Below are 22,943 nucleotides of genomic sequence, written 5' to 3'. Positions count from 1 at the left end.
AGCGCCGCGTCAAATCCCTTCGCCGCTCAGCCGCTGGCACACCATGTCGAGCTGATCGAGCGTGCTGTAATCGAGGGCGATCGTACCACTACCGGCTGGCGTGAAGCTGATCCTGACCTTCAAACCCAGCAGATCGGCGAGCTGATTCTCCAGCGCGGCTATGTCCGCGCTGCTAGTGTCACCGATTGCCGGCTTGGCGGGTGAAGGCGCCGCTGCTTTCGTCCGCTTCTTGCCGTTGCTGGCAAGCCTCTCGGTCTGACGGACCGACAGACCTTTGGTGACGACCTGGCTGGCGAGCGCAGCGGGATCGGGGGCGGTGATGATCGCGCGCGCGTGTCCCATCGACAGCGATCCGTCGACCACCTGCGACTGGATCGTCTGCGGCAGATCGAGCAGGCGCAGCAGATTGGCCACGTGGCTGCGCGATTTATGGACGACCTTGGCGAGCGCCTCCTGCGTGTGGCCGAACTCGCCGAGCAGCCGCTTGTACGCCTCCGCCTCCTCGATCGCGTTCAGCTCCTGGCGCTGGATGTTCTCGACCAGCGCGATCTGGAGCGTATCGCTGTCGGAATAGTCGCGGACGACGACCGGAACCTCGTGCAATCGTGCACGCTGTGCCGCGCGCCAGCGACGTTCACCGGCGACGATCTGATATCCGTGGCCGTGCGGGCGCACGACGATCGGCTGAATGATGCCGCGCTCGGCGATCGAGGCAGCGAGTTCCTCCAGCTTGGTCTCGTCGAAGTGGCGGCGTGGCTGCTCGGGGTGCGGAGAGATAGCGCCGACCGAGATCATGCGAACCGAGGCACGCGCCTCACCCCCCGCGGTCGCCTCGCGTTCGTCACGCGCGACGTCGCCGAGCAGGGCACCCAGACCGCGCCCCAAACCGCCACGATTGCGTCGCGTCGCTGCTGCCTCGCTCACGCTGCCACCTCCGCTTCGACCTTGGGCAGCCGCACGATCAGTTCGCGCGCGAGCGCCATATAGGCCTCCGATCCGCTGCAACGATGATCGTAGATGAGCGCGGGGAGGCCGTGGCTCGGCGCCTCGGAGAGGCGCACGTTGCGGGGGATCACCGTCTCGAACACGACCTTGCCGAGCACCGCGCGCACGTCGCTCGACACCTGTTCGGTCAGGCGATTGCGACGGTCGTACATGGTCAGCGCGACGCCCAAGATCGAGAGCGCGGGATTGAAGCGCGCGCGGATACGCTCGACGGTGCTCAACAATTGGCTGAGGCCTTCAAGCGCGAAGAATTCGCATTGCAGCGGCACGAGCAGCGCGTCGGCCGCGACCATCGCATTGATCGTCAACAACCCCAAAGACGGGGGACAATCAATCAGCACGATGTCCCACTCACCGCGGCTCTGTTCAAGCGCCATGTGGAGGCGGTGGGTACGCTGGTCGAGTTCGACCAGTTCGATCTCCGCGCCGGACAAGTCCACTGTGGCGGGAACGATGTCGAGCTTGGGCACGGCTGTGTGAACCACTGCCTGGTCGAGTCCGCCGGCGTCGATCAGCACGTCATAGCTCGACCGGGTCCGCAAGGCGTGACCGATGCCGAGACCCGTCGACGCGTTGCCTTGCGGGTCGACATCGATCAGCAGCACTCGGTGACCGGAGGCGGCGAGCGCCGTGCCCAGGTTGATCGCGCTGGTGGTCTTGCCGACACCGCCCTTCTGATTGGCTATCGCGATGCAGAACATCGGGCGCGTACTCCTGTCGCGATCAAGATGATGGAGGTCGGGTCGGTGACGCTCTGTTCCACGTGAAACGTTCCGTGCCATTCCCCACGTGCTTTGACAATCTCGTCCTGTCCAGTCCGACCTCGCGGAAGCAGGTAAGTCGTTTCGGGTGAACGATATTGCGCAGTCATGCCGAACAAGGCGTCGACGGTCGCCACTGCGCGCGCCGAGATGATGTTCGCCTGCTTGACCGGCGCTGTCTCGGCGCGAGCCTGATGAACGATCGCGCTGACGCCAAGCGCTTCCGCGGTCTTACGCAGGAAGATGGCGCGTTTCGCACGAGGCTCGATCATGGTTACCTGACCATCGAACAGGATCGCCGCCACGATGCCGGGAAAGCCGGCTCCGGTACCGATGTCGACCCAGTGTTGCGCGGTAGCGGGCGCAAACGAGAGAAGCTGCGCTGAGTCGACGATGTGCCGCGACCAGATTAGCGGGATGGTCGACGGCGAGATAAGGTTCTGCCGCTCAGTTTCCTGCGTGACGATCTCTGCGAAGTGAGCGAGACGCGATACCGCGGCGGCAGGGAAGCGCTCGGCGAGCCAGGCGCGGGCTTCATCCTCCTTCACGACGCGTGCCGCTGCAACTTGCGGGCGTGCAGCCACAGCGTTGATAGCGCCGCTGGGGTGACGCCGCGAACGCGCGATGCCTCGGCCAACGTCGCTGGGGCGGCGCGAGTCAGTCGCTCGATCATCTCGTTCGACAATCCGGGTATATCCTGCCAGGTTGCGGGTGGCGGAAGCGCGACGCCTTCGTCCTTCCGCATCCGCTCAATCTCCTGTGCTTGCCTAAGCAGATACGGGGCGTAGCGACGATCTTCCTCAATCTCACGTATTAGGTCAGCCGGGGCGCCATCTTCGCGGCCATCACGGACGCGTTCGCGAAGCTCCTGTCGCTTGAAGATGTGCTCGCGGCGTTCGAATGTCACGCAGCCGAGATCGAGCGCGAGCGATGACAGCCGCGTTTCGGCATTGTCCGCCCGCAGCGACAGGCGAAACTCCGCGCGCGCGGTCAGCATGCGATAGGGTTCACTGACGCCCTGCAGCACCAAGTCGTCGATCATCACGCCGATGTAACTCGTCGCGCGGTCTAGCCGGGCGGGTGCGAGATCGCGAGCATGCGCCGCGGCGTTCAACCCTGCGACCAGGCCCTGCGCCGCCGCCTCTTCATAACCCGTCGTGCCGTTGATCTGCCCCGCGCAGAACACACCCTGAATCGCGGAAAGGTGAAGGCGGTGATCTAGCGCGCGCGGATCGATGTAATCGTACTCGACCGCGTAGCCCGGCGTTGTGATCCGCGCCTGTTCGAGCCCCGGTATGGAAGCGATCAAAGCCTTCTGCGTTGCGGTGGAAAGCGACGTCGAGATGCCGTTGGGGTAGACGGTCGCGTCGTCCAGCGCCTCGGGTTCGAGGAAGATCTGGTGTCCGTCGCGGTCACCGAAGCGGTGCACCTTGTCTTCGATCGAGGGGCAATAGCGCGGGCCTTGACCCTCGATCGCGCCGCCGAACAGCGGCGACTGAGACAATCCGGCACGGATGACGTCATGCGTCTCGTTCGTCGTTCGCGTGATCGCGCAGGCGACCTGTGGCAGCCTACGCGACGCTGTCATCGGTGACATCGTCCAGCCGTCCACATCGGAGGATTGCGGCTCCAGCCGTGCCCAGTCGATCGTGCGCCCGTCCAGTCGCGGTGGCGTACCGGTCTTCAGCCGGCCAATCGGCAGAGCGAGCGCGCGAAGCTGCTGCCCGAGCCTATTCGCGGGTGCCTCGTCTACGCGACCACCCTCGTTGCGATCATCGCCGCGAAAAAGTCGCCCGCCCAGGAAGGTACCTGTCGCCAGCACCACTGACCGTGCGTGGATCCTTTTCCCTTCGGCAGTAGCGACGCCTACGGCGCGACCACCCTCGATCAGAAGCTCCGATGCTTCCCCGCGTAGGATCGTCAGGCCTTCTTGTCGGGCGAGCAGATGCTGTATCGCGGTGAGATAGCGGCCGCGGTCGGCCTGAACGCGCGGGCCCTGTACGGCGAGGCCCTTGCTGCGATTGAGCATACGATGGTGGATCGCCGCAGCGTCGCTCGCCCGCGCCATCAATCCATCGAGCGCGTCAATCTCACGAACGAGATGCCCCTTGCCCAGGCCGCCGATCGACGGGTTGCACGACATGGCGCCGACGCGATCGGGCCGCTGCGTCAGCAGGGCGACACGCGTGCCGCGGCGAGCGGCGGCGGCTGCCGCCTCGGTTCCGGCGTGGCCACCGCCGACGACGATCACATCGTAATCTTGTTTCACGTGGAACACTCATTTCCCAACGCAGAAGCGCGCGAACAAGGCATCGAGCATCGCCTCGGTGGCGTCGACGCCCAGCAGCGAAGCGAGATCGACGCGCGCGGTGCGAAGCTGCTCTGCCATCAATAGCAGGTCGGTTTCAACCGTTGCCTGCGTCAGTGAGACGTGAGCGCGGATCACGCGCTCGCGCTGCTCACGGTGGAGAAGCGCACCTGATGGCGCCGGGATGATCTCGGCAGCGCGCTGTTGCAGGTGGGTCCACAACGCGGCGATCGAGGCGGGATCGTTGACCGCGGTTGCGAGTGCATTGGTCGGCGCTGGTGCGCGATCGGGCGCATCTGCGCGCGCGTGAACGAGCACCGCTCCGTCGGGCGCTTTGCCTGGATCACCGAGCCAGAGTACCAAATCGGCGCGTCCGATCGCCCGGTCCGCCCGCTCCATGCCGATCCGCTCGATTGCGTCGTCGGTATGCTGACGCAGGCCGGCGGTGTCGATCAATACAAACGCAGTGCCGCCGCGCTGCACCACCGCTTCCAGCGTGTCGCGCGTCGTTCCCGCCTGCGACGTGACGATCGCCGCGTCACGCGCAAGCAGCGCGTTGAACAGCGACGATTTGCCAGCGTTGGGTGGTCCGGCGAGAACGATCGTCACGCCTTCTCGCAGGCGCTCAACCGTGGGACGATCGAGGACGCTCGCGATCTCGGACGCAAGGTCCGCCACCTCGGCAGTGATGTGGCTGAGGTCACTCGAGGCGACATCGTCCTCGTCGCTGTAGTCGAGCGCTGCCTCGATCTGCGCCGACGCCTGGCTGATTCGGGAAAGCCAGCCGGCGACCGCACGGCTAATCTCGCCCTCGGCCGCGGCGAACGCCGACTTGCGCTCTGCCTCGGTTTCGGCGGCGAGCAGGTCGGCGAGCCCTTGCACCTGTGCGAGGTCAAGCCGACCATTCTCCAGCGCGCGGCGGGTGAACTCTCCGGCAACAGCAGGGCGAAGTCCCGGAAGGGCGCCAAGCGCCGTTTCAACGGCCGCTACGACCGCACGTCCACCGTGCAGGTGGAACTCGACCAGATCTTCGCCGGTCGCGGTGGTCGGTCCTGGGAAGGCGAGGACCAGCGCGCGGTCGAGCGGCGCGCCGGCGGGATCGCGTATCGTGCGCAGTGTCGCTTTGCGCGGCGTTATGGAGGCGCCCGCTAGCCGGTACATCGCCGTAAACGCCGCCGGTCCGCTGACGCGCAGCACCGCGATGGCTGCTGGAGGACGCCCACTGGAGACGGCGAAGATCGTGTCGTTCACGCCGCCGGCTTCGTCGCCGCGCTGAACATCGTGCGCCAGAAATCGACGCTGGCATCGCCCATCGGTGCCCAGCTCTTCATCATCGTGCTGATCGCCTCTGGTGAGACACCGCCGCTCTCCATCGCTTCCTGCATCTTTGCCAGATAGCGATCGTGCAGCGGCGACAGATCGGGCAGCCCCATCGCGCGCCGCGCTTCCTCCGGCGTGCATTCGACCTCGATCGTTACCTTCATGCGAGACCCTTTCCTCAGGTGCCAACCGGCACCGCATCGTCATGCCCGATCGCGTGACCGGGCGGCAACGTTCCTACATTGCGACCGTTCGGGCAGGTGACTAGGCGCTAGGTGGTGGGTGCGAACCGCCACGGCAATCGACGGAGATGACCATGACTTGTAACGTCACCTTGGATACGCTCGACGGACAGAAGATGCCTGCTTACCGGGCTGAGCCGGCGGGCACGCCTAAAGCCGCAATTATCGTCATTCAGGAGATTTTTGGGGTCAACGCCGGTATTCGGCGCAAGTGCGACACGCTTGCGGAGGCAGGCTACCTCGCGATCGCACCGGACCTGTTCTGGCGCATTGAACCGGGGATCGAACTCGACCCGGACATCGAGCCGCAGATGGAGCGGGCGCTGTCGTTGATGGGGAAGTTCGATCAAGACGCGGGCGTGCGCGATATTGAGGCGGCGATCCGCTACGCGCGCGATGCGAGCGGCGGGCACAAGGTCGGTGCGGTCGGTTATTGCCTGGGCGGGCGACTGGCGTACATGACCGCGGCGCGCACCGACGTCGACGCGAGCGTCGGCTATTACGCGGTCGGCGTCGACGCGCTGCTGGGGGAAAAGCACGCGATCGCCAATCCGCTGATGCTCCACATCGCGGGCGAGGACGGCTTCGTCGACAAGGAAACGCAGGCGAAGATGCATGAAGGGCTGGACGATCACGCCAAAGTGACGCTGCACGACTATCCAGGCGAGGACCACGGCTTCGCTACCGAGTTCGGCGAGCGGCGCTCGGATGCGTCGGCGAAGACGGCGGATGAGCGCACAATGGCGTTCTTCGCCGAGCATCTCGGCTGAGGTATGAGGGCGGGGTGCCATACCCCGCCCGTCGATCACACCGGCTGGCCGTCGGTGTCGCGCAACACTTCGCGTCGGCCAACGTGATCGGGACGGCTGACGACGCCGTCCTTTTCCATCCGCTCGATCAGGCGCGCGGCGGAATTGTAGCCGATGCGCAGCTGACGCTGGATCCACGAGGTCGACGCCTTCTGGCTCGAACAGACCAGCGCCACCGCGGCGCGGTATTGCTGATCCTCTGCTGAATCCTCACCGGTTGGCGCGCCGTCGAGCGCGAAGCTCTGTTCCGGCTCCTCGGTGACCGAGGTGATGTAATCGGGTGCGCCCTGCGCACGCCAGTGATCGGTCACTGCCTGCACCTCGTCGTCGCTGACGAATGGGCCGTGAACGCGGACGATCCCCTTGCCGCCGGGCATGTAGAGCATGTCGCCCTTGCCGAGCAGCTGCTCCGCGCCCTGCTCGCCAAGGATGGTGCGCGAGTCGATCTTCGAGGTGACGTGGAAGGAAATGCGCGTCGGCAGATTGGCCTTGATGACGCCGGTGATGACGTCGACCGAGGGGCGCTGCGTCGCCATGATGAGGTGGATGCCCGCCGCACGCGCCTTCTGCGCCAGCCGCTGGATCAGGAATTCGACTTCCTTGCCGGCGGTCATCATCAAGTCGGCGAGCTCATCGACCACGACGACGATTTGCGGCAGCACATCGTAGTCGAGCTGCTCTTCCTCGTGCACCGGGCGACCGTGCTCGTCCCAGCCGGTCTGGACGCGGCGACCGAGCGGCGAGCCCTTCGCCTTGGCCGCACGCACCTTCTCGTTAAAGCTGGCGAGGCTACGCACGCCGACCGACGACATCTGGCGGTAGCGATCCTCCATCGTCTCCACCGCCCATTTGAGTGCGCGCACCGCCTTGGCAGGGTCGGTGACGACGGGGGAGAGCAGGTGCGGAATGTCGTCGTACATGCTCAGTTCGAGCATCTTGGGATCGATCATGATCATACGGCACTGCTCGGGCGTCAGCCGGTAGAGCAGTGACAGGATCATGCAGTTCAGCCCCACCGATTTGCCCGAGCCGGTCGTGCCCGCGACGAGCAGGTGCGGCATCGGCGCCAGATCGGCGATGACGGGATCGCCGGCGATGTTCTTGCCCAGTATCACGGGCAACTGTGCGGTCAGGTCGTCGAACGTCTGCGAGCCGACGAGCTCGTGCAGCGATACCGACTCGCGTTTCTGATTGGGCAGTTCGATGCCGATCACGTTGCGCCCAGGAATCACCGCAACGCGCGCCGAGATCGCCGACATGTTGCGCGCGATGTCGTCGGCGAGCTGGATCACGCGGCTCGCCTTAATGCCGGGCGCGGGTTCGAGCTCGTACATCGTGACGACCGGGCCGGGACGCACCTCGACGATGTCGCCCTTGACGTTGAAGTCGTCGAGCACGGTTTCGAGTAGCCGGGCGTTACGCTCGAGCCCGGCCTTGTCGACCGGGCCGGACGTGGAAACCGGTGCGGGGTTGAGCATGTCGAGCGTCGGCAGCACGTAGTCGCCGCGTGCCTCTCCCGTCGGGGCCGATGCTGCCTTCGGTTTGGCCGCGGTTGGCGCGAGCTTGCGCTCGCCGATGACGGGGGCGGGACGATCGTTGGTGTCGACCGGCGCCTCGATGCGCGCTTCGCGTCGTGTCGGCGGGGAGGAGAGCGCCTGGCTTTCCTCGAGCTGTTCCTCGTCTTCGTCGTCGTAGAAGTAATCGTCGTCACGGCGTGTCCGCACGCGGCGGCGTGCCAGCCGACCGAAGTCGATCTCGAGGCTTCGTCCCCACACGATCACGCCCGCGATGCCGGTCAACAGACCAAGCGCTACCAACGCCCACCAGCTGATCGCGGCATTATTGGCGAACGCCAGCGCCCAGCGCACCGCGGCAACGACGGCGAGCCCGATCGCGCCACCCCAGCCGAACGGCAGTGCGGGAACGGCACCCGGTGCAACGCAGCCGAGCGCGATCGCCGTCAGCACGACGCCGACCAGCGCGGTGCGCAGCATCCGCCCCCACGCACCCGCCGGCTCGTCACGCCACAAGCGCGTCGCGACGATCGGCCCTACCGGCAGCAGCAGCGCGCCTGCGGGGCCGAACAGCATCAATGCGATGTCGGCGAACCACGCGCCGAGCGGCCCCAACAGGTTGTCGACCCCGCCACCCGCGGTGTTGAGCGAGCTGTCGCCGGGATGATAGCTCGCCAGCGCCAGCGCCATCGCGGCGGTCGCCACGAACAGCGCGATCGCGACCGCGAGCGACCAGCTGCGCAGCGCCCCCGCCTTCACCGTCTCGCGCCACAAAGGTGCGGTTGCACGGGTCGCCATCATCAATCCCCAGCGATGTATTGAAACGCGTAAACCATCTGCCGCCCTCGGGTTTTCGTCAAGTCGGCGGCGTTGGCAGGCGCGGCGATGAGGCGTAGAGCGTGACGCATGAACAACGCTTCCGCGCACGCAGATGTATTGATCCTGGGTGGGGGCCTCGTCGGCAGCACGCTGGCGATCGCGCTGGCGCAGGCAGGGCTCAGCGGGATCGTGGTCGACCCTGCCGATCCGGACGTGATCCTGTCCGCCGGCTTCGACGGGCGCGCCTCCGCGGTGGCGAGCGCGAGCCATCGTCTGCTCGACGTGATCGGCGTCGGCGAGCGGCTACGCGGGCAGGGCTGCGCGATCCGCCACATTCGCGTCAGCGATGGGCTCGCACCGGGCAAGCTAGACTTCATTCCGGGCGAACAGGACGAGCCGCTCGGCACGATGTACGAGAACCGGCTGCTGCGTACGACTTTGTTCGAGGCGGCGTCGGCAGCGGGCGGTGTCGACCTGAAGATGCGGACGCGCGCGACCGCAATCGAGCGCGATCTGGACGGCGTCACCGCGACCCTGTCCGACGGGAGCATTGTTACCGCGGACCTGCTCGTGGCGGCGGAGGGGCGCAACTCGCCGACACGCGAGACGAGCGGGATCAAGGTGGCGCGGTGGCAGTACGATCATGCCGCGATCATCGGCGCATTCCATCACGAACGTTCGCACGAGAACATCGCGTTCGAGATCTTCTATCCCTCGGGTCCTTTCGCGCTGCTGCCGCTGCCTGACGATGCGGTCGGGCACCGCTCGGCGATCGTGTGGACGGTGGCCAAGGATCATGCCCCGGGAATGCTCAAGCTCGGTGACCGCGGCTTCCTTGCCGAGGCGGAAAAGAGAATGGGCGGGTTTCTGGGTTCGCTTTCGGCACCGAGCCCGCGGGCGTCCTACCCGCTCGGATTCCATCACACGACGCGGGTTACCGACACGCGGCTGGCGCTGGTTGGCGACGCGGGGCACGGCATCCATCCGATCGCGGGGCAAGGCTTGAACCTCGGCTTCCGCGACGTCGCCGCGCTGGTAGAGGTGCTGGTCGAGGGGCGGCGGCTCGGGCTGGAGGCAGGCGATGCGCAGCTGCTCGCGCGCTACGAACAATGGCGCAGCGTCGATACCTTCGCGGTGTCGTTCGCGACTGACACGCTGACGCGGCTGTTCGGCGTGCCCGGCAAGACGGCGAGCGCGGTGCGGCGCTTCGGGATCAGCGCGGTCGACGCGATCACGCCATTGAAGGACCGCTTCATGGCCGAGGCACGAGGCGAGAGCGGGCAACTGCCGCGGCTGCTGATGGGCATGCCCGCCTAGGCGGCGAGCGGAAAGCGCAGCAGGCGATCGTCGAGCGCGACCAGCGCCTCGGCCCGCCTGCCGGTTGCGCGCACGATCTCCGGGTGGGTGGCGTCGAGCCCGCCGGTTAGCGAACCGAAGGCGGGGAAGATCAGCTTGCGTTCGGTCGCGACGAAGCAGCGTCGCGCGACGAGCTTGCCACGCACGCGCACGCGCAGTTTGGGATGAAAGTGACCCGACAGCTCGGGTCGTGCCTCGTCGGCGCGCGCCTCGTGACGCAGGATGATGCCGTCGACCTCAGTCTCATCGCACACCGCGCCGCCGCAACGGTCGACGAGCACGCGATCATGATTGCCGGTGATCCAGGTCCAGCGTGTGCGGCCAGTCAGTGCGGTCAGCATCTCGCGTGCCTGCGAGGGCAGACGATCGCAGCCCTCGATGTCGTGGAAGCTGTCGCCCAGGCACCAGACTTCCTCGGCCGCCGTCGCCGTGACGAGCGCGGTCAGGTCGGCGAGCGTGCGGATCGAATCGTACGGCGGCAGCATCTGCCCCGCGCGCGCGAACCAGCTCGCTTTCTCCAGATGCAGATCGGCGACGAGCAGGGCACGGCGCGTAGGCCAGAACAACGCCCCTTGCGCCAGCGCGCGCCAGTCATGTCCGCCGAACGAAAGGGGAACCATGCGCCGCCCCTTACCCGCCGACGCCCGATCCGATCAAGCGGCAACGCCGGAAAGTTCAGCCCGCATAAGCCTTTACCAGGTCGAAGAGATAATCACGCGAGGCGTAGAGCGACGACACGCGGATGCGCTCGTTCAACCCGTGCGTGCCATTGTTGTCGGGCTCCAGGAAGGTGCCGGGGGCACCGTACACCGGAATGCCGATCGCCTCGTAGAAGATGCCGTCGGTCGCGCCCGTCGACATCAGCGGCAGAAGCGGCACGCCGGGGAAGTGCTTGGTGGCGACGCGACGCATCGGCTCGATCACCTTCGGGTCGAGCGTCGGCGGGATCGCGGTCGGGCGGATCGGCTGGTTGGCGGTGACCGTCACCTTCGGGCCGGCGAGCGTTTTCAACGTCACGAGCGTGCCGTCGACGCTCTCGCCCGGGAAGATGCGGCAGTTGATGTTGGCGGTTGCGCGCTGCGGCAACGCGTTCTCGGCGTGCCCGGCGTTCAGCAGCGTGGCGACGCAGGTCGTGCGCAGCGTGGAGTGAAGCGTCTTGTCGCGGCTGACGATCGCGTCGGCGGCCTTGTCGTTCGGATCGGCGAGCAATCGCGTGATCGCCGCGCCGGTCTCGCCGCCCATCCGCTTGGCGGTAGCCGTGAAGAAGGCGCGCGTCGTGTCGGTAAACTTCACCGGAAATTCGTAACCCTGCACGGCTTTCAACGCGTCGGCGAGCTGGTAGATCGCATTGTCCGGCGGCGGCGCGGAGCTGTGGCCGCCCGCATTGGTGACAAGGAACGTGTAATTCTGCGCCGCCTTCTCGCCGACCTGTACCGCGAGCAGCTGGCGTTTGCCTTCGGCGTCGAGCCGACCGCCGCCGCCTTCGTTCAGCGCGAACTCGGCCGCGATCAGCTCAGGACGGTTCTTCGCCAGCCACTCGGCACCGTTGAAGGCGTAGGTCGTCTCCTCGCCGCAGGTGAGCGCCAGCTTGATCGTGCGTTTGGGTTTGTAGCCCTGTTGCCGAAAGCGGATCATCGCGTCGGCCCAGATCGCCGCCTGCGCCTTGTCGTCGACGGTGCCGCGTCCGTAGTAGAAGCCGTTCTCCTCGACCAGTTTGAACGGGTCGCGCTGCCAGTCGGCGCGCTTCGCCTCGACCACGTCGAGGTGGCCCATCAGCAGGATCGGCTTGGCCGCCGGATCGCTGCCTTTCAGCACCGCGACGATGCCGCCGTCGTTGGGGTGATCGGGGACCGAGAACAACGTGATGTCCTGATCGGTGTAGCCCGCTGCCTTCAACCGCGTCGCGATCTGCGATGACGCCTTGGTGCAGCTGCCCACGCCGACCACGGTGTTAGTCTCGACCAGCTCCTTGTAGAGGTCAAAGAACGGCTTCTCATCGGCGCGGGTCTGCGCGGGGGTAGGAGTAATGCCGAGCATCATGCCCGCCGTCGCCAGCAACGTGTTGAGCAGCCCGCGCATCATCTTTCCCCTCCAACTCGCCTGGCCCCAGCGTTGCAGCGAAAGCGCGCGCGCGCAACGCCGATCAACGCGCCGCGATCGCGCGCGGCATCAGCAGGCCTAGTTCGTGATTGGCGAAGTCGACCTCGACGCGGCGGAACAGCTTCAACGCGTCCATGCCGAGGAACAGCGCGGGCTTGTTGTCGAGCGCAAAGGCGCGGAACGGTGCCGCGTCGGCGAACGCGATCGGCAACCCCGAGATGGTGGCGCTGCCGAGCTTCAGCTCGCGCGTGGCGGCGTAGTCGGCGGTGAGCTTGTCGCCCAATACGCTGATCATCTCGGTCTGCGCCTGCTTGCCGCGCCGCATCAGCATGCGCTGCAGCGCGCGATTGCCGAGGCTGATCGAGGTGCCGGTGTCGAGCACAACGCGAACACGCCGGCCGTTGATTGTCGCGTTGGTGACGACCAGCTGGCCGAATATGCTACGCGCCTGGATCACGATCTCGCCCGGAGCGGCGCGCACCGCACGATCGCGACGGGTCGACGCCGCGACGCTCATGCGCGCGGCGTCGAAGTCGATCACCAGCCGGTGGCGCTGCAACGTGTCGATGCCGAGCAGCCCCAGTGCGCCGAGATCGACACCGTCGAGTGCAGGCGCCTCGATCTGCTCGCCACCCAGCGTGCTGACCGACAACGAGGGGATGATGGCGGTGTCGACAATGCTTGAGCCGGTCATCGCGGTCAGCCGCACGCGACGACCGGCGGGCAGGCCGAGCCGCCGCGCGAGCTGGCGTGAGATGACGCTGCGCTGCGCGCCGGTGTCGATGATGAAGCGATAGGTTCCGGCTCCCGCGATCTCGACTGGTACGGTCATGCGGCGGTCGACCTCGGCGAAGCTCAGATCGTCGGCGGGTTGGCTGGTCGCGCTTGGGGCGAGCGCCGGCGCAGGGTCGGGCACCTGCGCGTGCACGGCACACGCGACAAGCCCGAGCAGCAGGGCAGCCAACCTCTCCATGTTGCGATGCTACGCCTGTCGCGGCGCAGGTCAACGCGGGCGCGTCACTCGATCGTCATCGCTTCCTGCGCCAGCGCCTCCGCCTCGATCAGTAATGCGTCGTCGGCGCTGTTGGTCGACACGCGCTCGCGCCCGATCAGCACCAGCACTGGCACCGCGAGCGGTGAGACGCGGGGAAGGTCGACGTGGACCATCGTGTCGGCCGCGCGCTCGAGCAGGCTGGCGAGGCGCCCGACATCGGTCATCCGCGCGCGTGCGTCGTTCCACGCCGCCTGCAACAGCACGTGCCCAGGCTCGTACTGGCGCAGCACGTCGTAGATCAGGTCGGTCGAGAAGGTGACCTGCTTGCCGGTCTTGCGTTTGCCGGGATGCTGGCGTTCGACCAGCCCGCCGATCACCGCGACCTCGCGGAACGCGCGCTTCAACAGGTGCGAGCGTTCGACCCAGTCGACGAACTCGTCTTCCAGGATATCGGCGGAGAAGAGCGCGGCGGGGTCGGTGATCTTTTCCAGCCCGAAGCATGCCAACGCGTAATCGTTGGCGACGAAGCCGAGCGGTTTCAGCCCCATCGTCTCCATTCGCTTGGTAACGAGCATGCCGAGCGACTGGTGCGCGTTCCAGCCCTCGAAACTGTACGCGACCATGTAGTGGCGTCCCTCGCGTACGAAGGTTTCGACCAGCAACTGATCGGGGCGCGGCAGCGTCGAGCGTCGTTCCTGTATCTCCAGCCATTCGCGAACGTCGGGCGGGAAGCGGTGCCACTCCGACGGGCTTGCCAGAAAGCCGCGGACGCGGTCGGCGAGGCTGGTCGACAGCGGCATCCGGCTGCCGCCGTAGGTTGGGATGCGCGCGGGACGGCTGGTCGCGCGGACGATCAGATCCTCGGTGTCGATCTTCTCGACCTCCAGGCTCAGCCCAGCGAAGAAGAAAGTGTCGCCGTGGGAGAGCGTCGAGGCGAACCCTTCCTCGACCTTGCCGAGCGCGCGTCCGTTGCGGAAGCGGACCTTGAGCATCGTCGCCTCGACGATGATCCCGGCGTTGAGGCGGTGCTGCGCGACGAAGCGCGGATGGCTGACGCGCCACTCGCCGTTCGCGTCCTGCGCCAGCCGCTTAAAGCGATCGTAGGCGCGCAGCGAATAGCCACCGTCGCGGATGAAGCCGAGCACGCGGTCAAACAGATCGTCGGAAAGCGCCGAATAGGGGAGGGCAGAGCGCACTTCGGCAAGCATCTCCGCCTGGTTGAACGGTGCCGCGCAGGCGCACGCCATCAGGTGTTGCGCGAGTACGTCGAGCGCGCCCATGCGGAAGATGTCTGGATCGAGCTCGCCCGCCTCCACCGCGTCGAGCGCGGCACGTGCCTCGAGATATTCGAAGCGATTGCCCGGCACGACCAGCGCGCGCGATGACTCATCGAGTCGGTGATTCGACCGCCCGATCCGTTGCAGCAAGCGCGACGATCCCTTGGGCGCACCCATCTGGATCACGCAATCGACGTCGCCCCAATCGACGCCGAGATCGAGGCTCGAAGTCGCGACGAGCGCGCGCAGCCGCCCCGATGCCATCGCCGCCTCGACCTTGCGACGGGCTTCCTTTTCCAGACTACCGTGATGGATGCCGATCGGCAGCTGGTCGGTGTTCGACTTCCACAGATCCTGGAAGATCAGCTCGGCGAGGCTGCGCGTGTTGCAGAAGATGATGCTGGTGCGATTGCGCGCGATTTCCGCCATCACCTGCGCGGCGGCGTAGCGGCCGGAGTGCCCTGCCCAAGGCACGCGGTCCTCGGGCAGCAGGATGGCGATGTTGGGATCGGCGCCGCCTTCGCCCTGCACCAGACTGACCATGTCGATGTCGCCATCGGGTGCGAGCCAGGCGCGATAGCCGTCTGGGTCGGCGACCGTGGCGGACAAGGCGACGCGGCGCATGTCCGGCGCGATCCGCTGCAATCGCGCCATGCACAGCGACAGCAGGTCGCCGCGCTTGCCGGTGGCGAAAGCGTGGACCTCGTCAACGACAATCGTGCGCAGGTTCGCGAACATTGTGAAACTGTCGGGATAACTCAGCAGCAGCGACAGCGACTCGGGTGTCGTCAGCAGGATCTGCGGCGGCCGGGCGCGCTGTCGCGCCTTGCGGTCGGACGGCGTGTCGCCGGTGCGCGTCTCGACGCGGATGTCGAGCCCCATTTCGTCGATCGGCGTGACGAGATTGCGCTGGATGTCGACCGCGAGTGCCTTGAGCGGGGAGACGTAGAGCGTGTGCAGCCCGTCGCTCGGGCGTTCGATCAGCTCGGCAAGGGTCGGGAGGAAGCCGGCGAGCGTCTTCCCCGCGCCCGTTGTCGCGACCAGCAGCCCCGATCGCCCGCGCCGCGCCTCGGCCAGCATGTCGAGCTGGTGTCGACGCGGCTGCCACCCGCGCGCGTCGAACCAGCGCGCGAGCGGTGCAGGTAGTGTATCGATGGGTTCGCTCACGCGGTCACTCGACCGCAACGGGCTGCGTCAGGCAAGCGCGATCACGGCGTGCGCGCGCGGTCCTCAGCCGATTGCTCGTGATAGTTGCGCCGCGTGGCTTCCTCGGTGCGGCGGATTTCCTCCGGCGTCTGCTTGTTGCGCGTCTTCGCGAATAGGATCGCGCCGCCGAGCACCACGAAGCCGAGGATGACGACGATCGCCATCAGACTGTCACCGAACATCCGCCTGTCTCCCATCTCGTTATACGATCAACGTGCGCGCCGATTGATTCGATCCCGGAACGCACCCGACCACCCGCCGGTTGTCGTCACATGGCGCGCGCACCCGTTCTCGGCGACTGGATCGAACCGCATCCGCACGGCATCTACGTGCGCCCGGCTGATGCGTGGATCGATCCCTCGACGCCGCAACCACGCGCACTGGTGACGCACGGCCATGCCGACCACGCGCGCGGCGGGCACGGCGCGGTGTGGGCGACGCCCGAGACGCTGGCGATCATGGACGTGCGCTACGGCCAGCAGTGCGCCAACCCGGTGCAATACGGTGAGACGATCCGCATGGGCGAGGTCGAGGTCGGTTACGTCCCCGCGGGCCACGTGCTCGGATCGGCGCAGATCGTGCTCGATTACCGCGGCGAGCGCGTGGTGGTGTCGGGTGATTACAAGCGGCGCAGCGATCCGACGTGCACACCCTTCGAGCCGGTGAAATGCGATGTGTTCGTGACCGAGGCGACGTTCGGGCTGCCGGTGTTTCGCCATCCCGACACGGGCGACGAGATCGACAAGCTGATCGCCGCGCTCCACGCCAATCCGACGCGCTGCGTGCTGGTCGGTGCCTATGCGCTGGGCAAGGCGCAGCGCGTGATCGCGGAATTGCGCGAGCGCGGGCACGAGGCGCCGATCTACTTGCACGGCGCATTGCAGCGGTTGTGCGACCTCTACGTCGAACAGGGCGTGCGGCTGGGCGAACTGCGCCCCGTCGCCGACACGGCGAAGGCGGAGATGGCGGGGCACGTCGTCATGTGCCCGCCCGGTGCGCTCAACGATCGATGGTCGAGGCGACTGCCCGACCCGATCACCGCGATGGCGAGCGGGTGGATGCGCGTGCGCCAGCGTGCGCGACAGAAGAACGTCGAGCTGCCGCTGATCCTCTCCGATCACGCCGACTGGGACGAGCTGACGACGACACTGCTGGAGATCAGCCCCAAGGAAGTGTGGGTGACGCACGGGCGCGAGGATGCGCTGGTCCATTGGTGCATGACGCGACAAATCAGGGCACGCGCGCTGGCGCTCGCCGGGTTCGAGGACGAGGACGACTAAAGGTTCAGCGGCAATCGGGTTTGTCGCCGCCGCCCGCGTAAAGATAGGCGATCACATCGGCGCGATCGAGCCCGTTATGCAGGCCGGGAAAGCGCATCGACGTGCCCGGCGCAAAGGTGGCGGGGTTAGTCAGCCAGCGGTCGAGTCGCGCACAGCTCCACGTGCCGCCAACGGATTGCAGCGCGGCGGTGTAGCCGAACCGCGCGCTGTTGTGCCCGACCTGCGCGCGCGTCACGCCGTGAAGATTGGGACCGTCGCGGTCGCCCGTGCCCGCGTCGATCGTGTGGCAGGCGGCACACTGGCGGAACACCGCGCGGCCCATTCGCGCGTCCGCCACCTTCATGCGTGCGGCGAGCGGAGCATCAGGCGACACGCCGCGGTCGCGCTCGGCCGGCGCACAGGCAGCGACGAACGCGGCGAGCGCGAGGCTAGTCGAACGAACTTCCGCCCGCATCGCTCTCACGCCCTTCCAGCTTCGCCCACAAGCCGCCGGTACCCGCCTCCTGCGCGCGGTTGACGTATTGTGACGCGACCAGACAGCCCTTGATCGGGCGCAGCGGCAACAGGCAGCCGAGCACCATGATCGGCACCGAGGTGACGAGATGCACCCAGGCGGGTGGATCGTACGCCACCTGTATCCACACCACGACGAAGGTCAGCGGCAGCGCGATGATGCACAGCGAGAAGAACGCCGGCCCGTCGTCGGCGGCGGCGAAGCGATAGTCGAGCCCGCAACGGTCGCACGCCGGCGCGATCTTCAACCACGACGAGAATAGGCGTCCTTCGCCGCAGCGCGGGCAACGCCCCTTCAACCCACAGCGCAAAATCCACTGGAGTTTGGACGGACGCTCGGCGTCGGGCTGGTCGGCGGGGATGGCGTTCGGGTCGTCCATGTCGGGTAAGATGGTGTTGCGGGCGCGAAAGGCGAGGGCGTTGCGGCTGATCCATGTTGCTTCACACGCCCTGATGTCCATCAGCGAGGATCGCGATCGACTTCGCCGCCCTTCATCACGAAGCTGACACGCTCGAGCGTTCGCACGTCGGCGAGCGGATCGCCGTCGACCGCGATCAGATCGCCGTAGCGGCCGGGCGCGATCGCGCCGACGTCGCTGCGGTTGAGCGCCTCGGCGGCGTTCTTCGTCGCGGCCTGGATCGCCTCGATCGGGGTCATGCCCCATTCGACCATCTTGGCGAACTGCCGCGCATTGTCGCCGTTGGGATAGACGCCGCCGTCGGTGCCGAACACCATCTTCACGCCGGCTGCGTGCGCGGCGCGGAACGTCTCGCGCTGCTTGCGCCCGATCAGCCGTTCCTTCTCCAGGCTTTCGGGAAAGGCGCCGTTCTTCGCGCCCTCGGCCAGGATGTAATCGTCGTTGTAGATGTCCATGCTGAACCACCCGCCGTGCTCACGCGCGAGCTTGAACGACTCGGCGTCGGCGAGGCTGGCGTGCTCGATCGTGTCGACGCCGGCGCGCAGCGCGTCGTTGATGCCGGCGGTGCCGTGCGCGTGCGCGGCAACGCGCATGCCGAGCATGTGCGCCTCTGCGGTCACCGCCTGCATTTCGGGCAGGCTCATCTGCTGCGCGCCGGGCGAGTCGCGCTTGGATAGTACGCCGCCGGTGGCGCAGATCTTGATCACCTCGGCACCGTATTTGCGCATCGTCCGCACCAGCTTGCGATAGCCATCGGGCGTGTCCGCGACGCTGGGATTGGGGACAGCCGCGAAGGACGGCGGCAGTGCCTCGGTCGCGTCGCAGTGCCCGCCGGTCGCGCCGAGTGCGTAGCCCGCGGGAACGATGCGCGGACCGGGCACGTAGCCGCCTTCGATCCCCTGTTTCAGCGCCACATCGTCGTAATTGCCCGACCCAACGTTGCGCACGGTCGTGAAGCCCGCATCGAGCGTCTTCTTGGCGTTGGCGACACCGACGACGGTCGCGAAATTATCGGTGAACTCGAGCCCGCGATAGCCCGACAGCCGCGGGTCGCTGGTCAAGTGGACGTGCATGTCGATCAGACCGGGCAGCAAGGTGCGCTCGCCCAGGTCGATGCGTTCCGCACCCGCGGGGACGGCATCGCCGCGTCTGCCGACCGCCGTGATCTTGCCGTCGGTGATCACTACCTGCGCATTGTCGACGCGGCGGCCGGCCAATACGTCGATCATGTGCGCGGCAGTCACGACGACGGTGCGTGCCTCCGCGACAATCGGCGAGAGCGCGAGCGTGGCGGCGCCGAGAAGCGCGGGCAAACGGTGCATCGGTGTTCCTTCCCCCTGTTGTGCGTACCTTGCCGCGCCGGGGGAGGCGCACAAGTGCTTTCGCTTGAACCGGTGAAGGATGCTGGCCTAGGTTCGCGCAAAGACAATGATTTTCCAGGGGGTTTGCGCGTGTTCCGATTGGCCTCGTTGCTGCTGTTGACCGTCAGCGCCGCCGGCGTGGCGCAGGATCGCGGAGGCGGTGCCGAGAAGATGCCGCCCAAGGAAAAGGCGGGGCTCACCAACGCGGAGATCCAGCGCGATCTGGTCGAGGCCGATTACGCCGCCGCGCCGGTCGCCGAGCGCGCCGAGGTTTCGCGCGGTAACGTTTCCGTTGCGGGCAGGCGGCTGGGCTATACCGCGACCGCGGGTACGCTGACGCTGCGCGATACCGAGGGGAAGCCGACCGCGTCGATGTTCTACACCGCCTACACGCTCGACGGCGTGAAGCCGGGGACGAAGCGGCCGATTACCTATTTCTACAACGGCGGACCCGGCAGCCCGACCTTCTGGCTCCATATGGGCTCGTTCGCGCCCGTACGGCTGAAGACCGGCAATCCGGAGACGATCCGCCCCGCGCCGTACGACTTCGGCCCCAACCCTGACACGTTGCTCGACAAGACCGACATGGTGTTCCTCGACGCGATTGGTGCTGGCTATTCGCGGCCGCTCGGCGACGTGAAGCCCGCTGCCTTCTACGGCACCGACGAGGACGCCGACGCCTTTGCCAAGGCGATCATCCGCTACTCGACCAAGTACGGCCGCTGGAACTCGCCGAAATTCATCTTCGGCGAAAGCTACGGCACGTTGCGCTCGGGCGCGCTGGCGTATCAGTTGCAGGACCGCGGCATGGCGCTGAACGGCGTGGTGCTGCTGTCCTCGATCATGAACTACGGCTATCGCCAGCCCGGGCTCGACCAGTTGTACCTGAATTATCTGCCGAGCTACGCCGCCACCGCCTGGTACCACAATCGTATTCAGAACCGTCCATCCGACGTCGCCACGATCGTGCAACAGGCGCGCGACTTCGCGACCGGCCCCTATATGTCCGCGCTCGCCAAGGGGCAGAACATATCGGTGCAGGAGCGCGACGCGGTGGCGCGGCGGATGAGCGAGCTGACCGGCCTCAGCCCGGAGTTCATCATCCGCTCGAACCTGCGCGTCGACCTGCCGCGGTTCCAGAAGGAGCTGCTGCGCGGCACCCGCCAGACGATCGGACGGTTCGACTCGCGCTACACCGGGCTCGATGCGGATGCGGCGGGCGAGCGACCGGAGACGGACGCCTCGTCCGACGCGATCTCGGGCGCATTCATCGCGACCTTCAACGATTATGTGACGCACACCTTGGGCTACAAGACCGACATGCCGTACCGCCTGTCGGCACGTGATGCGGCGGGTTGGGACTGGAACTGGAAGCATCGTGCGCCCGGCGGCGGCTACGGCGCGATGCAGAATAACCCCAACACCGCAGTCGATCTGGCGGCGGCGATGCGCGCCAACCCGTACCTCCACGTGCTGTCGATGAATGGCTGGTACGACATGGCGACGCCGTTCTTCGGCACCGAGAACGATCTCGGCCACATGATGCTGGAACCCGCGCAGCAGCGGAACCTGCGCTTCACCTACTATCCCGCCGGGCACATGACCTACCTCAATCCTGAGGCGCTGCACGCGATGAAGCGCGATCTGTCGGCGTGGTACGATCAGGCGGTTAGCGACGCACGCGACGGCACGCCCGCGCAGCCCGCGAGCATGTCGGCGGCGCAGGCGACGCCGCCGAACTGATAAAGAAACAAGGGGAGAAGGTATGTTGATCCGTCACCTGTCGCTAGCGCTGCTCGCCGGCGTCGCCGCGCCGGCCATCATCGGCGCGACGCAAGCTCCGTCTGCCGCAGCACCTGTCGCCAACGATACCGCCGCCGAGGACGCGCGGCTGGTCGCATTCCTCGACCGCGCTTTCGACGAGCAGGTCGCGCTCAGCCCGGAGGCGCAGACGAGCCTGGGGTTGAAGACCAATTACGACCGCCTCGACGATTATACCGACGCTGCGGCGGTGAAGAGCCGCGTGCTGGGTGAGCGCCAGCTCGCGCAGATGCACGCGCAGTTCAGCCCCGCGCGGCTGGGGACAAGCGCACGGCTCAGCTACCGCCTGTTCGAGCAGCAGGCCGAGCAGGCGCGCGAGGCGTTCCGCTTCCGCGATCACGGCTACATCATCTCGACCAACGGCAGTCCGATGGGCGAGGTGCCGGTGTTTCTGATCAACAACCACCGCGTCGACAATGCCGACGACGCGCGCGCGTACATCGCGCGGCTGCGCGATACCGAACGCGTGATGCGCGAGAGCGCGGCCGAGCTGCGCGAGCGCGCCGCCAAGGGCATCGTGCCGCCCAAGCTCAACTTCGCCCCCGTCCGCGCCGATGCGACAAAGGTGGTGACGGGTGCGCCGTTCACCGCCGGGCCGGACACTGCCGTCCTCGCCGATTTCAAGAAAAAGGTCGCGGCGCTCACCATTCCGCAGGGAGAGAAGGACAAGCTCGTCGCCGACGCAGTCGCGGCGATGACCGGTCCGTTCAAGCGCGGCTACGACGTGATGTTCGCCGCCCTCGACGCGGTCGAGCCGTTGGCGAAGGGTGACAATGGCGCGTGGAGCCTGCCCGACGGCGCGGCTTATTATCAGCAGCGGCTGCGCGCGACGACGACGACCGACCTGACCGCCGACCAGATCCACCGGATCGGGTTGAGTCAGGTCGCCTCGATCGGCCGCGAGATGGAGGCGATCAAGCGCCGGGTCGGCTTCACCGGCACGCTGCCGCAATTCTTCGATTACATTCGCACCGACCCGAAGTTCAAATATCCCAATACCGAGGCGGGTCGCGAGCAGTATCTGTCCGACGCGCGCGCGGTGATTGCGGACATGATGGCGGCGGCGCCGCGCTGGTTCAGCCGCCTGCCCAAGGCCAAGCTGGAGGTGCGCGCGGTCGAGAAATGGCGCGAGGCCACCGCGCCGACCGCCTTCTACAACCAGCCCGCGCCCGACGGGTCGCGCCCCGGCATCGTCTACGTCAATCTGGTCGACATGAACCAGACGCAGAAGGTGCAGATGGCGGGCATCTCGGTCCACGAGGGCGCGCCCGGTCACCATTTCCAGATCGCGCGCGCGATGGAGCTGGAGGGATTGCCGAAGTTCCGCCGCTTCGGCGGCTACGGCGCCTATGCCGAGGGGTGGGGGCTCTACACCGAGCGGCTGGCGAAGGAGATGGGGGCGTACAAGGACCCGTATTCGGAGTTCGGGATGCTCTCGCTCCAGATGTGGCGCGCGATCCGGCTGGTGCTCGACACCGGCATCCATTCAAAGCGCTGGACCCGCGCGCAGGCGATCGCGTACTTCAAGGCCAACAGCTCGGTCAGCGACACCGACATCGCGCGCGAGGTCGATCGCTACATCAACTGGCCGGGGCAGGCGACCGCGTACAAGATCGGTCAGCTCAAGATCACCGAACTGCGCACCAAGGCGGAAAAGGCGCTGGGACCGAAGTTCGACATCCGCGACTTCCACGAGGCGGTGCTGGCGCAGGGCGCGCTACCGCTCGACGTGCTGGAGGAGCAGGTCGACCGCTACATTGCGGCGAGGAAGGGGTGAGGATCAGCGCAGGGTGAGGTGGCCTCACCCTGCCGGTCTGTTGGTAATCTTGTGGATAAGT

Annotated in this window: 20 protein-coding genes; 5 read left to right on the top strand and 15 right to left on the bottom strand. The window is 66.8% G+C overall.

Going from position 1 to position 22,943, the window contains the following annotated elements:
* Window positions 1-9: 9 nt before the first annotated feature.
* The 6 genes from BMW51_RS11690 to BMW51_RS11665 are packed head-to-tail and all read right to left on the bottom strand — an operon-like array spanning window position 10 to window position 5,558.
* Window positions 10-924, bottom strand: a complete 915-nt coding sequence (locus BMW51_RS11690) for a ParB/RepB/Spo0J family partition protein (protein ID WP_093006573.1) — start codon at window positions 922-924, stop codon at window positions 10-12.
* Window positions 921-1,706: a ParA family protein gene (locus tag BMW51_RS11685; RefSeq protein ID WP_093006571.1), complete on the bottom strand. Its 786-nt coding sequence runs from the start codon at window positions 1,704-1,706 to the stop codon at window positions 921-923. The genes BMW51_RS11690 and BMW51_RS11685 overlap by 4 nt, the downstream gene beginning before the upstream one ends.
* Window positions 1,688-2,314 carry a 16S rRNA (guanine(527)-N(7))-methyltransferase RsmG gene (gene rsmG, locus BMW51_RS11680; protein ID WP_093006569.1) on the bottom strand — a complete coding sequence of 209 codons (627 nt, stop codon included), beginning with the start codon at window positions 2,312-2,314 and terminating at the stop codon, window positions 1,688-1,690. Before rsmG ends, BMW51_RS11685 begins: the two co-directional genes overlap by 19 nt.
* Complete coding sequence (gene mnmG / locus BMW51_RS11675; RefSeq protein WP_093006864.1) at window positions 2,311-4,035, bottom strand: tRNA uridine-5-carboxymethylaminomethyl(34) synthesis enzyme MnmG; 1,725 nt, start codon at window positions 4,033-4,035, stop codon at window positions 2,311-2,313. The genes rsmG and mnmG overlap by 4 nt, the downstream gene beginning before the upstream one ends.
* 9 nt (window positions 4,036-4,044) lie before the next feature.
* On the bottom strand, window positions 4,045-5,325 hold the full coding sequence (gene mnmE / locus BMW51_RS11670) for a tRNA uridine-5-carboxymethylaminomethyl(34) synthesis GTPase MnmE (RefSeq protein ID WP_093006567.1): 1,281 nt from the start codon (window positions 5,323-5,325) through the stop codon (window positions 4,045-4,047).
* Window positions 5,322-5,558, bottom strand: coding sequence for a DUF6489 family protein (locus BMW51_RS11665; RefSeq protein WP_093006565.1), 237 nt, complete (start codon window positions 5,556-5,558; stop codon window positions 5,322-5,324). The genes mnmE and BMW51_RS11665 overlap by 4 nt, the downstream gene beginning before the upstream one ends.
* A gap of 152 nt (window positions 5,559-5,710) precedes the next feature.
* Here BMW51_RS11665 and BMW51_RS11660 point away from each other — a divergent pair, with 152 nt between their 5' ends.
* Entirely contained in the window at window positions 5,711-6,406 is a 696-nt protein-coding gene (locus tag BMW51_RS11660; protein WP_425440993.1) for a dienelactone hydrolase family protein, read from the top strand.
* 35 nt (window positions 6,407-6,441) lie between these two features.
* Here the strand turns inward: BMW51_RS11660 and BMW51_RS11655 are convergent, their stop codons facing one another.
* Complete coding sequence (locus BMW51_RS11655; protein WP_093006561.1) at window positions 6,442-8,757, bottom strand: FtsK/SpoIIIE family DNA translocase; 2,316 nt, start codon at window positions 8,755-8,757, stop codon at window positions 6,442-6,444.
* Window positions 8,758-8,865: 108 nt separating this feature from the next.
* On the opposite strand from BMW51_RS11655, the gene BMW51_RS11650 reads away from it, so the two are divergent.
* A complete protein-coding gene (locus BMW51_RS11650) occupies window positions 8,866-10,095 on the top strand; it encodes a UbiH/UbiF/VisC/COQ6 family ubiquinone biosynthesis hydroxylase (protein ID WP_093006559.1) in 1,230 nt (409 codons plus the stop codon).
* On the opposite strand, the gene pdeM is transcribed toward BMW51_RS11650, so the two are convergent.
* The 5 genes from pdeM to BMW51_RS11625 form a co-directional block, all read right to left on the bottom strand.
* On the bottom strand, window positions 10,092-10,754 hold the full coding sequence (gene pdeM, locus BMW51_RS11645) for a ligase-associated DNA damage response endonuclease PdeM (protein WP_093006557.1): 663 nt from the start codon (window positions 10,752-10,754) through the stop codon (window positions 10,092-10,094). The genes BMW51_RS11650 and pdeM overlap by 4 nt on opposite strands.
* 55 nt (window positions 10,755-10,809) lie before the next feature.
* Window positions 10,810-12,213 (bottom strand): M20/M25/M40 family metallo-hydrolase, encoded by a 1,404-nt coding sequence (locus BMW51_RS11640; protein WP_093006862.1) that lies wholly within the window; start codon window positions 12,211-12,213, stop codon window positions 10,810-10,812.
* Between the two features lie 64 nt (window positions 12,214-12,277).
* Window positions 12,278-13,207, bottom strand: a complete 930-nt coding sequence (locus BMW51_RS11635) for a retroviral-like aspartic protease family protein (protein ID WP_093006555.1) — start codon at window positions 13,205-13,207, stop codon at window positions 12,278-12,280.
* A 44-nt stretch (window positions 13,208-13,251) separates the two neighbouring features.
* The gene (locus BMW51_RS11630; RefSeq protein WP_425440990.1) at window positions 13,252-15,672 is read right to left on the bottom strand and encodes a ligase-associated DNA damage response DEXH box helicase; all 2,421 of its coding nucleotides are present in this window, start codon (window positions 15,670-15,672) and stop codon (window positions 13,252-13,254) included.
* A 41-nt stretch (window positions 15,673-15,713) separates the two neighbouring features.
* Window positions 15,714-15,893, bottom strand: a complete 180-nt coding sequence (locus BMW51_RS11625) for a hypothetical protein (RefSeq protein ID WP_093006553.1) — start codon at window positions 15,891-15,893, stop codon at window positions 15,714-15,716.
* Window positions 15,894-15,983: 90 nt separating this feature from the next.
* On the opposite strand from BMW51_RS11625, the gene BMW51_RS11620 reads away from it, so the two are divergent.
* Complete coding sequence (locus BMW51_RS11620) at window positions 15,984-16,991, top strand: ligase-associated DNA damage response exonuclease (RefSeq protein ID WP_093006551.1); 1,008 nt, start codon at window positions 15,984-15,986, stop codon at window positions 16,989-16,991.
* A gap of 4 nt (window positions 16,992-16,995) precedes the next feature.
* Here the strand turns inward: BMW51_RS11620 and BMW51_RS11615 are convergent, their stop codons facing one another.
* The 3 genes from BMW51_RS11615 to BMW51_RS11605 all read right to left on the bottom strand — a co-directional run bounded on the left by BMW51_RS11615 (window position 16,996) and on the right by BMW51_RS11605 (window position 19,245).
* The gene (locus tag BMW51_RS11615) at window positions 16,996-17,445 is read right to left on the bottom strand and encodes a c-type cytochrome (RefSeq protein WP_093006549.1); all 450 of its coding nucleotides are present in this window, start codon (window positions 17,443-17,445) and stop codon (window positions 16,996-16,998) included.
* Window positions 17,420-17,884 carry a DUF983 domain-containing protein gene (locus BMW51_RS11610; protein WP_093006547.1) on the bottom strand — a complete coding sequence of 155 codons (465 nt, stop codon included), beginning with the start codon at window positions 17,882-17,884 and terminating at the stop codon, window positions 17,420-17,422. Before BMW51_RS11610 ends, BMW51_RS11615 begins: the two co-directional genes overlap by 26 nt.
* Before the next feature lie 80 nt (window positions 17,885-17,964).
* The gene (locus tag BMW51_RS11605; RefSeq protein WP_093006545.1) at window positions 17,965-19,245 is read right to left on the bottom strand and encodes a Xaa-Pro dipeptidase; all 1,281 of its coding nucleotides are present in this window, start codon (window positions 19,243-19,245) and stop codon (window positions 17,965-17,967) included.
* A 123-nt stretch (window positions 19,246-19,368) separates the two neighbouring features.
* On the opposite strand from BMW51_RS11605, the gene BMW51_RS11600 reads away from it, so the two are divergent.
* Entirely contained in the window at window positions 19,369-21,027 is a 1,659-nt protein-coding gene (locus BMW51_RS11600) for a S10 family peptidase (RefSeq protein ID WP_425440989.1), read from the top strand.
* Window positions 21,028-21,049: 22 nt separating this feature from the next.
* Window positions 21,050-22,882, top strand: coding sequence for a DUF885 domain-containing protein (locus BMW51_RS11595; RefSeq protein WP_093006543.1), 1,833 nt, complete (start codon window positions 21,050-21,052; stop codon window positions 22,880-22,882).
* Window positions 22,883-22,943: the final 61 nt, after the last annotated feature.

The organism is Sphingomonas palmae (assembly GCF_900109565.1).
GTDB lineage: Bacteria > Pseudomonadota > Alphaproteobacteria > Sphingomonadales > Sphingomonadaceae > Sphingomonas > Sphingomonas palmae.
Note: the sequence above shows the minus strand (reverse complement) of the source record. Positions and strands in the feature narration are given on the sequence as shown.

Coding starts and splice junctions, on each gene's coding strand:
- BMW51_RS11665 (WP_093006565.1), bottom strand. CDS start 5,558: ATGAAGGTAACGATCGAGGTCGAATGCACGCCGGAGGAAGCGCGGCGC.
- BMW51_RS11685 (WP_093006571.1), bottom strand. CDS start 1,706: ATGTTCTGCATCGCGATAGCCAATCAGAAGGGCGGTGTCGGCAAGACC.
- BMW51_RS11595 (WP_093006543.1), top strand. CDS start 21,050: ATGTTGATCCGTCACCTGTCGCTAGCGCTGCTCGCCGGCGTCGCCGCG.
- BMW51_RS11660 (WP_425440993.1), top strand. CDS start 5,711: ATGACTTGTAACGTCACCTTGGATACGCTCGACGGACAGAAGATGCCT.
- pdeM (WP_093006557.1), bottom strand. CDS start 10,754: ATGGTTCCCCTTTCGTTCGGCGGACATGACTGGCGCGCGCTGGCGCAA.
- BMW51_RS11615 (WP_093006549.1), bottom strand. CDS start 17,445: ATGCGGGCGGAAGTTCGTTCGACTAGCCTCGCGCTCGCCGCGTTCGTC.
- BMW51_RS11655 (WP_093006561.1), bottom strand. CDS start 8,757: ATGGCGACCCGTGCAACCGCACCTTTGTGGCGCGAGACGGTGAAGGCG.
- BMW51_RS11625 (WP_093006553.1), bottom strand. CDS start 15,893: ATGTTCGGTGACAGTCTGATGGCGATCGTCGTCATCCTCGGCTTCGTG.
- BMW51_RS11610 (WP_093006547.1), bottom strand. CDS start 17,884: ATGGACGACCCGAACGCCATCCCCGCCGACCAGCCCGACGCCGAGCGT.
- BMW51_RS11620 (WP_093006551.1), top strand. CDS start 15,984: ATGGCGCGCGCACCCGTTCTCGGCGACTGGATCGAACCGCATCCGCAC.
- BMW51_RS11640 (WP_093006862.1), bottom strand. CDS start 12,213: ATGCGCGGGCTGCTCAACACGTTGCTGGCGACGGCGGGCATGATGCTC.
- BMW51_RS11650 (WP_093006559.1), top strand. CDS start 8,866: ATGAACAACGCTTCCGCGCACGCAGATGTATTGATCCTGGGTGGGGGC.
- BMW51_RS11605 (WP_093006545.1), bottom strand. CDS start 19,245: ATGCACCGTTTGCCCGCGCTTCTCGGCGCCGCCACGCTCGCGCTCTCG.
- BMW51_RS11635 (WP_093006555.1), bottom strand. CDS start 13,207: ATGGAGAGGTTGGCTGCCCTGCTGCTCGGGCTTGTCGCGTGTGCCGTG.